Annotated in this window: 11 protein-coding genes; 4 read left to right on the top strand and 7 right to left on the bottom strand. The window is 71.2% G+C overall.

What is annotated here, in order from left to right; translation table 11 throughout:
• The first annotated feature begins 8 nt into the window (after window positions 1–8).
• Both lspA and NDW01_RS02505 read left to right on the top strand, forming a co-directional pair.
• Window positions 9–878, top strand: coding sequence for a signal peptidase II (gene lspA, locus NDW01_RS02500; RefSeq protein WP_252816121.1), 870 nt, complete (start codon window positions 9–11; stop codon window positions 876–878).
• Window positions 878–1,807 (top strand): RluA family pseudouridine synthase, encoded by a 930-nt coding sequence (locus NDW01_RS02505; RefSeq protein ID WP_252816123.1) that lies wholly within the window; start codon window positions 878–880, stop codon window positions 1,805–1,807. Before lspA ends, NDW01_RS02505 begins: the two co-directional genes overlap by 1 nt.
• A 234-nt stretch (window positions 1,808–2,041) precedes the next feature.
• Here NDW01_RS02505 and NDW01_RS02510 read toward each other — a convergent pair whose 3' ends face one another.
• The 5 genes from NDW01_RS02510 to NDW01_RS02530 form a co-directional block, all read right to left on the bottom strand.
• Window positions 2,042–5,542 (bottom strand): bifunctional glycosyltransferase/CDP-glycerol:glycerophosphate glycerophosphotransferase, encoded by a 3,501-nt coding sequence (locus tag NDW01_RS02510; RefSeq protein ID WP_252816125.1) that lies wholly within the window; start codon window positions 5,540–5,542, stop codon window positions 2,042–2,044.
• Between the two features lie 289 nt (window positions 5,543–5,831).
• Window positions 5,832–6,143 (bottom strand): AzlD domain-containing protein, encoded by a 312-nt coding sequence (locus NDW01_RS02515; RefSeq protein ID WP_252816127.1) that lies wholly within the window; start codon window positions 6,141–6,143, stop codon window positions 5,832–5,834.
• A gap of 38 nt (window positions 6,144–6,181) precedes the next feature.
• Window positions 6,182–6,886 (bottom strand): AzlC family ABC transporter permease, encoded by a 705-nt coding sequence (locus NDW01_RS02520; RefSeq protein WP_252816129.1) that lies wholly within the window; start codon window positions 6,884–6,886, stop codon window positions 6,182–6,184.
• Window positions 6,887–6,950: 64 nt separating this feature from the next.
• Entirely contained in the window at window positions 6,951–7,769 is an 819-nt protein-coding gene (locus NDW01_RS02525) for an AraC family transcriptional regulator (RefSeq protein WP_252816131.1), read from the bottom strand.
• A complete protein-coding gene (locus NDW01_RS02530) occupies window positions 7,766–8,845 on the bottom strand; it encodes a sigma-70 family RNA polymerase sigma factor (protein WP_406567675.1) in 1,080 nt (359 codons plus the stop codon). Before NDW01_RS02530 ends, NDW01_RS02525 begins: the two co-directional genes overlap by 4 nt.
• Window positions 8,846–9,219: 374 nt before the next feature.
• Between NDW01_RS02530 and NDW01_RS02535 the strand changes: the two genes are divergently transcribed.
• Entirely contained in the window at window positions 9,220–9,549 is a 330-nt protein-coding gene (locus NDW01_RS02535; RefSeq protein WP_252786377.1) for a chorismate mutase, read from the top strand.
• A 190-nt stretch (window positions 9,550–9,739) separates the two neighbouring features.
• On the opposite strand, the gene NDW01_RS02540 is transcribed toward NDW01_RS02535, so the two are convergent.
• On the bottom strand, window positions 9,740–11,140 hold the full coding sequence (locus NDW01_RS02540) for an amino acid permease (protein ID WP_252816135.1): 1,401 nt from the start codon (window positions 11,138–11,140) through the stop codon (window positions 9,740–9,742).
• A 388-nt stretch (window positions 11,141–11,528) separates the two neighbouring features.
• Between NDW01_RS02540 and dnaE the strand changes: the two genes are divergently transcribed.
• A complete protein-coding gene (dnaE, locus tag NDW01_RS02545) occupies window positions 11,529–15,053 on the top strand; it encodes a DNA polymerase III subunit alpha (protein ID WP_252816137.1) in 3,525 nt (1,174 codons plus the stop codon).
• A 147-nt stretch (window positions 15,054–15,200) separates the two neighbouring features.
• On the opposite strand, the gene NDW01_RS02550 is transcribed toward dnaE, so the two are convergent.
• Window positions 15,201–15,677 carry a carboxymuconolactone decarboxylase family protein gene (locus NDW01_RS02550; protein ID WP_252816139.1) on the bottom strand — a complete coding sequence of 159 codons (477 nt, stop codon included), beginning with the start codon at window positions 15,675–15,677 and terminating at the stop codon, window positions 15,201–15,203.
• Between the last annotated feature and the right edge of the window lie 38 nt (window positions 15,678–15,715).

The raw sequence follows: 15,715 nt of genomic DNA on the forward strand, positions 1-15,715 counted from the left end.
GCGACGCCATGAACCCAGAAGAAGGAGCCGCGGCCCCGCCGCGGCGCGTCAGCGTGCTCGTCGCCGTCGCGGCGGCCGCCCTCGCCATCGACATGATCAGCAAGGTCATCGTCGTGGCGCTCCTGCAGGACCACGCGCCGATCAAGCTGCTCGGCGGGCTGCTGACCCTGCGGGTGATCCGGAACAGCGGGGCGGCCTTCAACATCGGCAACGGCATGACCTACGTCTTCACCGTGATCGCCACCGGCGTGGTCGTGGCGATCCTGCGGTACGCCCGGCGGCTGCGCAGCCTGCCGTGGGCCATCACCCTCGGCCTCCTGCTCGGCGGGGCGCTGGGCAACCTCGCCGACCGGATGCTGCGGTCGCCGGGGCCGCTGCGCGGTCACGTCGTGGACTGGATCGAGCTGCCGCACTGGCCCGTGTTCAACCTGGCCGACTCGGCGATCGTGTGCGGCGGGGCGCTGGCCGTGATCCTGGCCTCCCGCGGACTGCAGGTCGACGGCACCGTCTACCGCGACGGGGAGGACAAGGACGACGCCGCGCGGACCGCCGCCTCCGGGGAGGCCCCCGCGAGGACCGGTGGCTCCGGCGCGGGGGCCGCACCCGAGGGCGACGCCCCGTCGGCACAGGAGCCCACCGCTCCGGCCACGCCGGCCGCTCCTGCCAGGCCGGGCGACGACGCCGCTGCGGTCACGCCGCCGGCTCCGGCCGCGCCAGGGGACGAGGCCGCTCCGGCCGCGTCTGGCGTGTCCCGCGATGAGGCCGCGCCGCCCGCTCCCGCCGCGTCCCGCGACGAGGCCGCGGCCGCCGAAGGCGGCACGCCCGAGGGCGACGGCCCGGCCGGCAAGGGCTCCTCCGTCCCGGATGCGAAGCACTGATGGGCGAGCACCGCAGCCTTCCCGTGCCCGACGGCCTGGAGGGGGAACGGCTCGACGCCGCCCTGGCCCGGCTGTTCGGGCTGTCGCGCAGCCGCGCGGCCGAGGTCATCGCGGCCGGTGACGTCCTGGTCGACGGCCGGGCCGCCGCCAAGTCCGACCGCATGCAGGCCGGCACCTGGCTCGAGGTGACCCTGCCCGCTCCGCCGTCCGCGCCGATGCCCGAGCCCGAGCCGGTGCCCGGCATGTCCATCCTGTACGAGGACGCCGACATCGTCGTCGTCAGCAAGCCGATAGGCGTCGCCGCCCACCCCACGACCGGCTGGACGGGGCCCACGGTGCTGGGCGGCCTGCTCGGCGCCGGGCACACGGTCGCCACGAGCGGCGCCGCCGAACGCCAGGGCATCGTCCACCGGCTCGACGCCAACACCACCGGGGCGATGGTCGTCGCCAAGAGCGAGATCGCCTACTCCCGCCTGAAACGCGCGTTCAAGGAACGGACCGTCGACAAGCGGTACCACGCGCTCGTCCAGGGGCATCCCGACCCGCTGCGCGGCACCATCGACGCGCCGATCGACCGGCATCCCTCCGGCGACGGCCGGTGGGCCGTGGTCGCGGGCGGCCGGCCCTCGGTCACCCACTACGACACGATCGAGGCGTTCCGGGCCGCGAGCCTGCTGGACATCAAGCTGGAGACCGGGCGCACCCACCAGATCCGCGTGCACATGGCCGCCGTACGCCACCCCTGCGTCGGTGACATGCTGTACGGCGCCGACCCGACGCTCGCCACCCGGCTCGGCCTCACCCGCCAGTGGCTGCACGCGGTTCGCCTCGGCTTCGAACACCCCACCCAGGGCCACTGGGTGGAGTTCGAGAGTCCCTACCCCGCCGACCTCGCCCACGCCCTCGACGCGGTCAGAGCCGAATCCTGAGCGGCCCGCCGCGCCCTGGTGCGGCGGACCGCCCACGACACGGGCGAAGCGGCGTGGCCTGGCGCAGCACCTGCCCGCCGCGCGGGTGGAGAGAACGCGATCCGGCGCGGCGCTCGCCCACCCACACGGGCGTGACGAGGCGCTCCGGCACGACACCCGCCCGCCGCGTGGACGAAGCGAGCGCGATCCGGCATGGCGCCCGCTCTCGGTGAGCGGGCGCCATGCCGGGGACGTTCAGGAGCGCTCGATGACGTGCTCGATGACGCGGGCGGCGGCGTGGCCGTCGTCCCACGGGCAGAACTTCTGGACCCAGGCGTCGTAGGCGTCGGCGTACCGCCGGTGCACGGTCTCGAGGTTGAACAGGGCCTCGATCACCTCGTCGGAGGTCTGCAGGAGCGGTCCGGGGGCCTCGGCGGCGAGGTCGAAGTAGAACCCGCGGACGTGGTCGCGGTAACGCTCCAGGTCGTAGGTGAAGTACAGGATGGGCTTACCGGTGCCCGCGAAGTCGAACATCGCCGAGGAGTAGTCGGTGATGAGGACGTCCGCCACCAGGTACAGGTCCGTGATGTCCGGGTAGGACGACACGTCGATCACGAAGTCGTCCATCTGGGACCAGGTCCGGTCGCTGATCAGGTAGTGCGTCCGGACGAGCAGGACGTGGTCCTCCGACAGGGCCGCGCGGGCCCGCTCGATGTCGAGCTGCAGGGAGAAGCCGCGCTTGCCGGCCGCGATGTGGTAGTCGTCGCGCCAGGTCGGGGCGTACAGCACGACGGTCTTCCCGGCGGGGATGTTCAGGCGTCGGCGGACCGACTCGGCGACCTCGTCGCGGCGGGGGCTCTTGAGGAGGTCGTTGCGCGGGTAGCCGGACTCGAGGATCTCCCCCTGGTACCCGAAGGCACGCCGCATGATCGGAGTCGTGAAGGGGTTGGGGGACAGCAGCACGTCCCACCGGGGGACCTCGCGCTCCATCCAGTCCAGCGTCTCGGTGCGCTGGTAGGGCATCTCCTTGAGGTCGTAGGCCAGCTTCTTCAGCGGCGTTCCGTGCCAGGTCTGCACGTACACCTGGCCCTCCCGCTTGTCGAACCAGGGGAACTGGCCGTAGTTGCCGAAGACGAAGCGTGCCTGCGCGAGAGCGCGGTAGTGCTCGCGGCTGCCGACCAGCACCGCACGGGCGCTGCCCGGCACCTCGAATTGCCCGTCCTTGGTCACCCAGACGTACTCGAAGGGCGCGCCGCGGCGTTCGAGCTCTTCGTAGACCGCCCGGGGGCTGCAGGAGTACTGCGCGCCCTCGTAGCAGTCGAACACGACGAGGTCGCGGAGCGGCTCGTTCCGGAACGCCGGATAGTCGTTCTCCTGGATGATCCGCTGCGCGTAGCGCCCGCGTTCGTCGTCGGTGAGGGCCGCGGCGACCTTCAGCTGCAGGGCGTCGGTCTGGTACGACGCCAGCCGGAACTGGTGGTCCCCGAGGACGTGCGGGGTGGTGAGGTCGGCGAGGCGGAGGCGGTCGATGACCACGGGGACCTCGCCGGCCGGGCTGTTGACCACGAACGCCCAGTTGCCGCTGGCGAGCGGGAGCTCACCGGCCAGCTTGGCGATCCTCCCCGGCGTGAACTCGACGGTGAAGCGGTCGCCGTCCCACGACAGCGGGAAGCGGTGCTCGTGACTGACGCGCCGATGCCGGAGGATGACCACGGGCGGACGCTCGGCGGCGGTTCCGGACAGCCGTAGCCGGCCGTCGGGGAGCCATTCGGTCCGGTCGACGACGGGGCGGCTGGAGCGCTCGACGGCCGTCAGGTTGCCGTAGCGGGTCCGGGTGACGGTGACCTCGCGGCTGCCGAAGGCGTGCCGGACCGCGGCGACGTCGTCGTTCATCGCGAGCTTCCGTGCCTTGCCGTCCACCGTCAGCGAGACGTCCCACTGGACGCCCTCGCCGACCTGGGCGACGTTGACGACGCGGTCGACGAGGTCGAGGTCCTCGGCGAGCTGGTCCAGCGGGATGCGCGCGGTGAAGGAGGTGCCGCCGGCGGGGGCGGCCGGCTCGGTGCGGACGGGGAACTCGATGGCCCGGACGCCCTGGCGGCGCGTCAGCTGGAGCGCGCAGGTCCCGGGAGTTCCGTCGATCCACCCGGTGATCTCGGCGGTGTCGCCGTCGAGCCGCTGGCCGGTGACGATCACGGTCGGCCGCTTGACGCGGACGACGATCGCGTCGGAGTTCGAGCGGGTCACCTGGACCCGTGCGCCGTCGCCGACCTCGGCGATGGGGGTCCAGGTGGCGCGTCCCGGCGCCTGCTTGCCGATCGTCCCGGTGCGGCGGAGGCCGCCGGTCTTCACGGCGACGTGGATCCGCCAGTCGGCGGCCTTCCAGGCGGAGTCGATCCGCAGCTGGGTGAGGGGGATGTCCACGCGGAACCCGGAGTCGGCGTAGCTGACGGCGCCCTGTCCGGAGTCGGCGGTCACGTCGGGCCGCCGTACGCGCGTGACCGGAAGCTCGATCTTCCGCCTGGACTTGGTGTGCTCCAGCCAGACGTCGAGCCGGCTCTCGGACGTCATCGGCAGGTACTTGACGTAGGCGTGCCCGTCGATGCGCAGCCGGCCGTCCTGGCACGTGACGTCGTCGACGCCGGCCTGCAGCTCGAGCTCCTCGCCGATGTCGTAGAGGCTCGTGGGCAGGTTGAGGGAGGCGTCCTCGAAGAAGGGGTACTTCGCGTAGTAGCGGGGGCGCAGGCGGCCGCGGCGGACGACCTCCATGCGCCACTTCTCGCTCCGGTCGAACTTCAGGACCTCGATGAGCTGCGGCAGCATCCCCCGGCCCAGCAGGTGGTAGCCCAGCCGGTGCGAGACCTTGAGGTTCTCCAGGATCGACGGGTCCACGTCCCGGAGGAACTCCTGGCCGAGTTCGAGGATGCGCTTCTGGTCGGCGTCCGGGGCGGTCAGCAGCGACTCGACGAGGACGCGCAGGTCCACCTCGAGGGCGTAGCCGTCGTAGATGGCCTTCAGCTGCGGCGCGTGCTCACGGAGGAAGTCGTGGACCTGCTGCACCGAGAGCATGCGGTCCTCGAGGTTCGCCAGCTCGGCCTTGCGCTGGGTGATCGACAGCTCGCCGGAGTCGCGCTGCCGCCAGTAGTAGACGTGCGGGTGCAGCACGTCGACCGAGGACGCGAGGACGTGCGCGCGGACCATCACGGGGGAGTCCTCGTAGAGCATCCCGGGGAAGCGCAGGTCCTTGGCGTCCCAGAAGGACCGCCGGAACACCTTGTTCCAGACCATGCGGTCCTGCATGAGGTTGGTCTGGGCGGTGACGTGGGTCTTCTGCTTGGTCTTGCGGAACGGCTCGGCGTGCGCCCAGCCCTGCCAGACGCGCCCGGAGTTGAACCGCATGACGTTGCCGGCCGCGAGGTCCGAGCCGGTCTCGTCGAGCGACCCGACGAGCAGCTCGTACGCCGAGCGGGCGACGATGTCGTCGCTGTCGACGAAGGTGATGTACTCACCGGACGCGTGGGCGGTGCCGGTGTTGCGCGCGGGCCCGAGTCCCTGGTTCTCCTGCTGGACGAGTTTGAACCGCGGATCCCGCACCGTGAACGCCTTGGCGATCACGGTGCTGTCATCCAGAGAACCATCGTCGACCATGATCACTTCGAGGTCGCGCATCGTCTGGCGGGCAAGGGATTCCAGGCACGCCTCGATGTACGGCTCGACGTTGAAAAAGGGGACGACGACGCTGAGTTTGGGTGACACCAGCAGAACCTCTTGACTCCGTGGCCGGCGATGCGGGTGCCGTGGCCGGGGGACGGCGGCGCATCTCATTATTCACGCTGAGTTGACCTAAGCGGATCGATCTTAACCGCGTGGTCACCGTGCGCGCGACGCAGGGCGAATAGCCGGAGATCGACTACTACCTGGCGATTAGGACGAATCGCCGAGTGTATCCGGCTTTCGGGTGGATCTGCCCGTTTGGAATGATCGCCGCCGACGACCCGCCACGCACAAAGATCGTGTTCCCGAGATCACATTGTTGAGATTGCGGTCAGACGCCGAACGCGCGGAGCCCGGCGGTGACCACGGCCGCGGCCACCAGCACCACGAGGAACGGCGCGCGCAGCAGGAGGGCGACGACCGCTGCGGCCAGCCCGCTCAGCCGCGCGGCGTCGAGCTCCAGGACGCGCCCGTGCGCGAGGGTCTGCACCGCGACCAGCGCGGTCAGCAACGCGACCGGCACCAGCGCGGTGAACCGCCGTACGCGCTCGTCGGACAGCACCCGCTGCGGGGCCACCAGCCCGGCGAGCTTGAGGGCGTAACAGCCGATTCCGGTCGCGAGGACCGCGATCCAGACGGCCATGACTCTCCCTTCCTCTGAATCTTCTCTGAATCTTCGCGCTAGGCCTTCGAGAGCTCTCCGGCCCGGCGGGCCGGAGGGGTGCGGCGCCGCCGTACGACCCCGGCCAGAGCGGCGACCGCCGCCAGCATGACCGGCACGCCGGGGGGCAGCAGCGGCGTCGTCGCGACCGCGACGGCCATCGCGAGGAGGGCGACGACCCGCTCGGTGCCGCCGGAGACGAGGCGGGGCCACAGCAGGGCCAGGAACGCCGCCGGGCCGACCACGTCGAGGCCGTACGTCTCCGGGTTGCCCAGCCGGGCCGCGCCGAGGGCGCCGAACAGCGTGGCGAGGTTCCAGGTCAGGTAGAGGCTGACCGCCGTGGCCCAGAAGCCCGCCCGCGCCGACCGGGGTTCGGGCTGGGCGGTGGCCACCGCCGTCGTCTCGTCGATGACCAGGTGGGCGGTCAGCAGCCGCCGCCACCCGCGCGCGCCGAGCGTCGGCGCGAGGCGCAGGCCGTACAGGGCGTTGCGACCGCCCAGCAGCATCGCGCCGAGGGCCCCCGCGAGCAGGTTGCCGCCGCCGGCGACCACCCCGACCAGTGCGAACTGCGACGCTCCCGTGAACGCCACGACGCTCAGCGCGCAGGCCTGCGCCACGCCGAGCCCGGCCGCGACCGCGGCCGCCCCGAAGGCGAGCCCGGACAGGCCGACGGCCAGACCGACGCCCAGCCCGTCGCGGACGGCGGCGCGTCTCTGCGAATCCATGCCCGAAGGGTAGGTAGCCGGACATCGGCCGGTCTTGCACGAAATTGCAGTGCCGCGGGGACGGTCAGGCGGGACGGCCGAGCAGGTACGCGCCGGGCGGCACGCCGACGATCCGCTTGAAATGCCGCGTGAGGTGCGCCTGGTCGGTGAACCCGAGGTCGGCGGCGATCGCGGCCGGGCGGACACCGGCGTCCAGGAGGGCACGGGCACGCTGGACCCGCAGGTTGGTCAGGTAGGCGTGCGGCGGCAGCCCGTACGCGGCCCGGAACGCGCGCAGCAGGGCGAACCGGCCGGTGCCGACCATGGCGGCGAGGTCGTCCAGGGACGGCGGGTCGGACAGCCGCTCGTGAAGGATCTCGCGGGCCGCGCGGACCGCCCGTGGCGGCGCGCCGCGCGGGACCGACCCGGGCGGCCGGGCGGCGTGGCGGCGCAGGAGACCGGCGAGCGCCCGGTGCAGCGTGGAGGACGCCGCCAGGGCGTCGCCGCCGTCGGCGCTGTGGTGCACGGCCCGGAGCAGCCGGGCGGCCTCCGGGTCGTCCACGATCGTCTGAGGGAAGTAGGGCGTGCCACGCGGGGCGCCCAGCTCGGCGGCGATCTGCGCCAGGACGTCCACGGAGGGGTAGAGCACGCGGTAGCGCCAGCCCTCGGGAACGCCGGCGTGCCCGGTGTGGACGACCTCCGGATTGAGGAGTGCGACCTGACCGGCGGCCGCCCGCAGCATCGACCCGGCGTGCTCGAACTCCTCCACCCCGAACTCGATCAGCCCGACGGTGTAGGTGGCGTGCGCGTGCCTGGTGTAGCGGTGGGTGACGTAACGGGCGCTCAGCAGGTCGACGCCCGGCTCGGCCGGGTGCCGCCGATAGTGCGCGACCTCCGGGCTCATGGCACCGATGCTATCGGCCGCGCAGGCGCGGCCGGCAGCACGGCGGGCAGCCCGAACTTCGGGAAAAGGCGCAGGTCGAAGAACATGACGACGTGCGCGACGCGGGTGGGCGTGGGCGTGAGCACCTGCAGCGCGAAGGCGTGGTGCGCGCCGTCCGCGGCGCGCATGTAGACGGCGAAGGCCGGCTGACCGTTCGCCCGGACCGGCACCAGCCGCATCGCGTCCGGGCCGTCGGCGGGGCACTGCGCGCCGATCAGCCGGCCGATGTCCTCTGGGCCCTGGTACCAGCCGGTGTAGGGCGGCATCTCCCAGACGGCGTCGGCGGTGAGCAGCTCCACGATGGCGGAGACGTCGTACTCCTCGAACGCCCGGACGTACCGGGCGAGCAGGTCGCGCTCCTCCGCCGACGTCGGCTCGGCCAGCTCCGCCTGCGACGGCGTCACCTCGTCGAGCCGGGCGCGGGCGCGCTGCAGGACGCTGTTCACCGCGGTGGTGGTCGTGCCCAGCACCTCGGCGACCTCGGCCGCCCGCCACCGCAGCACGTCGCGCAGGATGAGCACCGCGCGATGCCGGGGCGGCAGGTGCTGCAGGGCGGCGATCAGCGCGAGCCGGATGCTCTCCCGCGAGGTCACGATCGCGGCAGGGTCGGCGTGCTCGGCGCCGGCCATCGCGTCGGGGACCGGCTCCAGCCAGGGGACCTCGGACCGCTCGACCAGCGCGTCGTACGGGTCGGCGCTCGGGTCGCCGAGACCGGTCGGCAGGGGTCGGCGGCCACGGCTCTCCAGGGCGGTGAGACACGTGCGGGTGGCGATCCGGTGCAGCCACGTCCGCAAGGAGGAGCGGCCCTCGAAGTCCGCGTAGGAGCGCCACGCGCGCAGGTAGGTCTCCTGGACCTGGTCCTCCGCGTCGTGCACCGAGCCGAGCATGCGATAGCAGTGCGCCAGCAGCTCGCGCCGGTACGGAGCCGCCTGCCGCAGGAAGTCGTCCTTGACCGCCTTGTCCGTGCTCATGGTGCCCCTTCGAGTACGTCGCTCCGGGTGACCGGTGACCCGCCGTGGCGGGCACCGCGGGACCACACCGCCCTCTGTATACGCCCGCCCTCCGACAGAACCGGGACGCGCGGCGAGGAGGCCGTCGGTGTACCCGGAGGAGCTCGCCCCGGCGGGGGGCGCTCCGTCCCCCGGAGGTGACCTCGCCGCGGCGGGGCTATCCGTCCCATTGACCGAGACGAGGATTCCGCAGGGTGGCGGTCCTCCGGCCGCCCCGGTTACCCTGGGCCCGTGGATCGTCGTTATTTCGGGTTTATGCAGCCGGCTCCGGGTGAGCCGGTCGACGCGACCTGAGCGACGACCCCCGAGCCGGCCGAGGCAGAGCCCCATGGGCTCTGCCTTTCGCTTATCCACCGTGAGTGGGCGGCTCGGCCCCGGGCCCGCCCCGGAAGGAGATCCCGATGGACCCGCAGGCCAAGGCGGCGCTTCTGGCGGCCCTGACGCACGACGACGTGCCGGAGACGATCCCCGACGCGCGCGCGGCGATCGACCGGATCGACGCGGCACTGGCGACGCTGCTGGAGCGCCGGGCGGAGCTCGCGGCCACCGTGCAGCGGCTCAAACCGGTCGGCGGCTTCGCCGGCCGGGATCCCCGCCGCGAACGCGAGATCGTCGAGGCGATGGCCTCGCTCGCGCCCCGGCTGGGCGCCGACCGGCTCGCCCGCATCATGACGGCCGTCATCGAGGCCGGCCTGGAGGCCGCCGAGGACCGCGACCTGTCCTCGGCCTGACGCCCCGGGCCGCATAGCCCGGCCACCGCGGACCATCCACAGAGACCCGGCCATCGCGGACCGACCATCGTGGACCGACCATCGTGGACCGACCATCGTGGACCGGCGACCGGCGACCGCGGGCCGGCCGCTGCGGATCGGTCACCCCGGCCCGGCCGCCCTCACCGGGGTCCGGCCGCCGGAGGCCGGGTCAGGGCGTCCGGCGGTTCCGGACGACGCGCCAGCCGGCGAACAGCACGACGGCCACCGCGGGCAGGCACCAGAAGGCGATCTTGTTGGCCGTGTCCGCGAAGGCCATCAGGACGACGACCAGGGCGAGGAAGCCGAGCGTGGCCCAGTTCGACACCGGCGCCCACGGCATCCGGAAGGGCGGGCGCTCGATCTCGCCGCGGTTCGCCCGGGACCGGAGCCGGAGCTGGCAGCCGATCAGGGTCACCCACACGGCGACGACGCCGAGGGAGGCGATGGAGGTGGCGATGTCGAAGGCCATCTTCGGCACGACGTAGTTGAGGACCACGCCGAGGAGCAGCACGATCGAGGTGAACAGGATCCCGCCGTACGGCACGTGCCGCCCGCTCATCCGGCCCACGAACGACGGCGCCTCGCCCTTGACGGCCAGGGCACGCATGACGCGGCCGGTGGAGTACAGGCCGGAGTTGCAGGACGACAGGGCGGCGGTGAGCACGACCGCGTTCATGATGTCGCCGGCGCCGGGGACGCCGAGCCGGGAGAAGACCGTGACGAACGGGCTCTCGTTCGCGCTGTAGACCGTCCACGGCAGGATCATCGCCAGCAGCAGGACCGAGCCGACGTAGAAGACGCCGATCCGCCAGATGACGCTGCCGATCGCGCCGGGCAGCACCTTGCGCGGGTTCTCGGTCTCGCCGGCGGCGATGCCGACCATCTCGATTCCCGAGTAGGCGAACACGACCGCCTGCAGGCTCATCAAGACGATGGGCACGCCGTGCGGGAGGAAGCCGCCGTGCGCGGTGAGGTTGGAGACGCCCGCGTGGCCGTCGTGGCCGACGCCGGCGCCGGTGAGGACCAGCGCCACGCCCACGAACAGGAAGACGACGATGGCGAGGACTTTGATCACGGCGAACCAGAACTCCAGCTCGCCGAAGAGCCGCACCGACAGCAGGTTCACCGTCAGGAGCACGGCGAGGGCGACCAGGGCCGTGACCCACTGCGGGATCTGCGGCAGCCACTTGTGGACGTAGATGCCGGCCGCGGTCGTCTCGGCCACCCCGGTCATCGCCCAGTTCAGCCAGTACATCCAGCCGCTGGCGAAGCCGGCCCACGGGCCGATGAACTCACGGGCGTACGTGACGAAGCTGCCCGCGCTCGGCCGGTGCAGGACGAGCTCGCCGAGCGCCCGCATGACGAAGAAGGCCGCGATGCCGCAGACGGCGTACGAGAGGACGAGTCCGGGTCCGGCCGCGGCCATCCTGCCGCCCGCTCCGAGGAACAGCCCGACGCCGATCGCGCCGCCGATGGCGATCATCCGTACCTGGCGGTTCCCGAGGGACTGGGCGTAGCCGGCGTCCTCGCTGCCGGGCGCGGTGCCCTGGTGGTCCACTGCTGTCGACACGCGGCCTCCGATTTCCAGCGGGTTTCGCTCCCCCCGAAAACCGCTTTACGGTCACTGACCATACAAGGTCGCGCAGCGTGTTCGCGCCGCGACGCGGGTGCGGTCGCCCGGAGGACCGGAATGCGGTACACCCTGGTAGGTGAGGTGAGCGCCGCCGCCCGGACCACCGGCCGCGACCGGAGGCGCCTCGCCTGGAGGAGAGGTATGGCCGACCGGCAACGGGTTTAAACCGGGCATCCGGAGTGTCGGGCCCCGGCGATCACTCTGGCACCGTTAGGCTCAGGGGACCCGGTCCCCGGCCGGTCTCTCACCCCCAGACGACGATCTTCGACGCGGCGCGTGCTCCGGGCACGCGAGGCGTCGCATGCCTGAAGGAGGCGCATCGCGCATGAGTGACTCGTTCGTGCATCTGCATGTGCACACCGAGTACTCCATGCTCGACGGGGCGGCCCGTCTCAAGGAGATGTTCGCCGAGGTCGAGCGGCAGAAGATGCCGGCCATCGCGATGACCGACCACGGCAACACCCATGGCGCCTACGACTTCTACAAGCAGGCCACCGCGGCCGGGGTGACCCCCATCGTCGGCATCGAGGCGTACGTCGCGCCGGCGTCCCGCTTCCACAAGGAGCCGGTCCGCTGGGGTGAGCCGAGCCAGAAGGGCGACGACGTCTCCGGTGGCGGCCACTACACCCACAAGACGATCTGGGCGCGCAACGCCGAGGGCCTGCACAACCTGTTCAAGCTGACGAGCCGGGCCTACACCGAGGGGTTCGTCCGCAAGTGGGCCCGGATGGACTTCGAGCTCCTGGCGGAGCACTCGGCCGGCCTCATGGCCACCACCGGCTGCCCCTCCGGCGAGGTCCAGACCCGGCTGCGCCTCGGCCACTTCGACAAGGCCCTGGAGGCCGCCGCCAGGTACCAGGAGCTCTTCGGCAAAGAGAACTACTTCCTGGAGCTGATGGACCACGGCCTCGACATCGAGCGCCGGGTCCGCGACGGGCTGATCGAGATCAGTAAGAGGCTGGGCATCCCGCCGGTCGTCACCAACGACTCGCACTACACGCGGGAGTCCGAGGCGTCCGCGCACGACGCGCTCCTGTGCATCCAGACCGGCAAGCAGCTGTCCGACCCGGGACGCTTCAAGTTCGACGGGTCCGGCTACTACCTCAAGACCGCCGACGAGATGCGGGCGCTCGACACCTCCGACATCTGGGCCGAGGGCTGCCGCAACACCCTCCTCGTCGCCGAGCGCGTCGACTCCACCGGCATGTTCGAGTACCGCAACCTCATGCCGCGGTTCCCGGTGCCGGAGGGCGAGACCGAGGAGTCGTGGTTCCGCAAAGAGGTCTGGAAGGGGATGGAGCGGCGCTTCCCCGAGGGGATCGACGAGGAGCACCGCAAGCAGGCCGAGTACGAGATGGACGTCATCTGCCAGATGGGGTTCCCCTCGTACTTCCTCGTCGTCGCCGACTTCATCATGTGGTCGAAGAACAACGGGATCGCGGTCGGCCCGGGCCGTGGCTCGGCCGCCGGCTCGCTCGTCGCGTACGCGATGGGCATCACCGACCTCGACCCGCTCCCGCACGGCCTGATCTTCGAGCGGTTCCTCAACCCCGACCGCGTGTCCATGCCCGATATCGACGTCGACTTCGACGAGCGTGGGCGCGCCGACGCGATCCGCTACGTCACCGAGAAGTGGGGCGCCGACAAGGTCTCCATGATCGCCACCTTCGGCACCATCAAGGCGAAGGCCGCGATCAAGGACGCGGGCCGCGTCCTCGGCTACCCGTACGCCCTCGGCGACCGCATCTCCAAGGCGTTCCCGCCCGCCGTCATGGGCAAGGACATCCCGCTGTCGGGCATCTTCGACGAGAAGCACCCCCGGTACGGCGAGGCAGGCGAGCTGCGCAAGCTGTACGAGGAAGAAGCCGACGTCAAGCAGATCATGGATCTGGCGCAGGGCCTGGAGGGCCTGATCCGCCAGACCGGCGTGCACGCCGCCGGTGTGATCATGTCGGCGGAGCCGCTGACCGACCACATCCCGATCATGCGCCGCGACTCCGACGGCGTCATCATCACGCAGTTCGACTACCCGACCTGCGAGACGCTCGGCCTGCTGAAGATGGACTTCCTGGGCCTGCGGAACCTGACGATCATGCAGGACGCGGTGAAGGCCATCAAGGCCAACAAGGGCGTCGACCTCGACCTGCTGAAGCTCCCGCTGGACGACAAGAAGGCCTACGAGCTGCTGGCCCGCGGCGACACGCTCGGCATCTTCCAGCTGGACGGCGGCGGCATGCGCTCGCTGCTGCGGCTGATGCGCCCCGACAACTTCGAGGACATCTCCGCGGCCCTCGCGCTGTACCGCCCCGGCCCCATGGGCGCCAACTCCCACACCAACTACGCGCTGCGCAAGAACGGCCAGCAGCCGATCACCCCGATCCACCCGGAGCTGGAAGAGCCGCTCAAGGACATCCTCGACACGACCTACGGCCTGATCGTCTATCAGGAGCAGGTCATGGCCATCGCGCAGAAGGTCGCGGGGTACAGCCTCGGACAAGCGGACCTGCTCCGCCGCGCGATGGGCAAGAAGAAGAAGGCGGAGCTGGACAAGCAGTACGCCACCTTCGAGTCCGGCATGAAGGAGCGCGGCTTCTCCGCCGCGGCGATCAAGGCGCTGTGGGACATCCTGCTGCCCTTCTCCGACTACGCGTTCAACAAGGCGCACACCGCCGGATACGGCCTGGTCTCGTACTGGACCGCCTACCTCAAGGCCAACTACGCCGCCGAGTACATGGCGGCGCTCCTCACCTCCGTCAAGGACGACAAGGACAAGAGCGCCCTCTACCTCAACGAGTGCCGCCGCATGGGCATCAAGGTGCTCACGCCCGACGTCAACGAGTCCGACTCGGACTTCACCCCGAAGGGCGACACCGAGATCCTGTTCGGTCTGTCGGCGATCCGCAACGTCGGCGAGAACGTCGTCGACGCGATCGTCAAGGCCCGCAAGGAGAAGGGCCGGTTCACCGACTTCCAGGACTTCCTGCGCAAGGTGCCGCCGCAGGTCTGCAACAAGCGGGTCGTCGAGTCGCTGATCAAGGCGGGTGCCTTCGACAGCCTGAACCACGAGCGCAAGAGCCTCGTCATGGTGCACGAGCAGGCCATCGACGCGATCATCGACATCAAGCGCAACGAGGCGATCGGGCAGGACTCCCTGTTCGGCGGGGGCGACGACGTGGCGGACACCACGTTCGACATCGCCATCCCGGAGGGGGAGTGGGACAAGACCACCCTGCTCGCCTTCGAACGCGAGATGCTCGGCCTGTACGTCTCCGACCACCCGCTGCTGGGCATCGAGCACATCCTGTCCGCCAACGTCGACTGCTCGATCGCCGCCCTCACCGCCGACGAGCGGCCGGACGGTCAGATCGTCACCGTCGGCGGCCTGGTGTCGGGGCTGCAGCGGAAGGTCACCAAGAAGGGCGACTCCTGGGCGCTGACCACCCTGGAGGACCTCGAGGGCGCCATCGAGCTGATGATCTTCCCGTCGGCGTACCAGCTGTGCTCCACGCTGCTCGCCGAGGACGCCATCCTCATCGTGAAGGCACGCCTCGACAAGCGTGAGGACACCGCGAAGCTGATCGCCATGGAGGTCACCCAGCCGGACCTGACGGTCAGCGACTCGGGCCGGCCGCTCACCGTCTCGATGCCGGTGACCCGCGTGACCCCGCCGGTCGTCCAGGGCCTGAAGGAGGTGCTGGGCGCCCACCCGGGCCAGACCGAGGTCCACCTGCAGCTGCAGAACGGCCCGCGGACCACGGTCGTCCGCCTCGACGACAAGCTCCGGGTCACCGCCTCCCCGGCGCTGATGGGCGATCTCAAACAGCTCCTCGGCCCCGCCTGCCTGGTCTGACCCCACCGGCTCCGCCGGCGCCCGGCGCGGTCGAGCCGATCCGGCTCGGCCGGGCGCCGCCCGATCCGGCCCGGCGAGCCGCAACGGCCGCGCCGGACCGGATCGGCCCGCGGTGTCTTACGAACGGGTGACGCCGGCCGCCCGGGGTTATCCGAGGGGGCCGGGCCGGTAGTCGCCGCCGCGCCGGCCGATGATGACGCCCATACGGTTGGTGGCGTTGATGAGTGCGATGAGCATCACCAGGTCGGCCAGCTGGCTCTCGTCGTAGTGCTCGGTGGCGTCGGCCCATGCCTCGTCGGTGACGCCACCGGCCGCGTCGGCGATGCGGGTGCCCTGCTCGGCGAGTTCCAGGGCGGCGCGTTCGGCGTCGGTGAACACCGTGGACGCACGCCAGGTCGCGACGAGGTTGACGCGGGTCGCGTCCTCTCCGGCGTCTGTGGCGTTCTTGCTCCACACGTCGGTGGCGTAACCGTCGCCGTTGATCTGGCTCGCGCGCAGCAGGACCAGCTTCTGGATCGCGGCGGGCAGCGTCGAGTCCTGAAGGATCGTCTTGCTCGCCGTGCCGAAGTGCCCCGCGGCCTTGGCCGTGGTCGGATTGCCGAACAGGTCCAAACGAGCGGTCATCGTGTGCTCCTTGTCGTTGTAGCCGGTCGAACAAGAGA

This window comes from Actinoallomurus soli (assembly GCF_024055715.1).
Classification (GTDB): Bacteria; Actinomycetota; Actinomycetes; order Streptosporangiales; family Streptosporangiaceae; genus Actinoallomurus; species Actinoallomurus soli.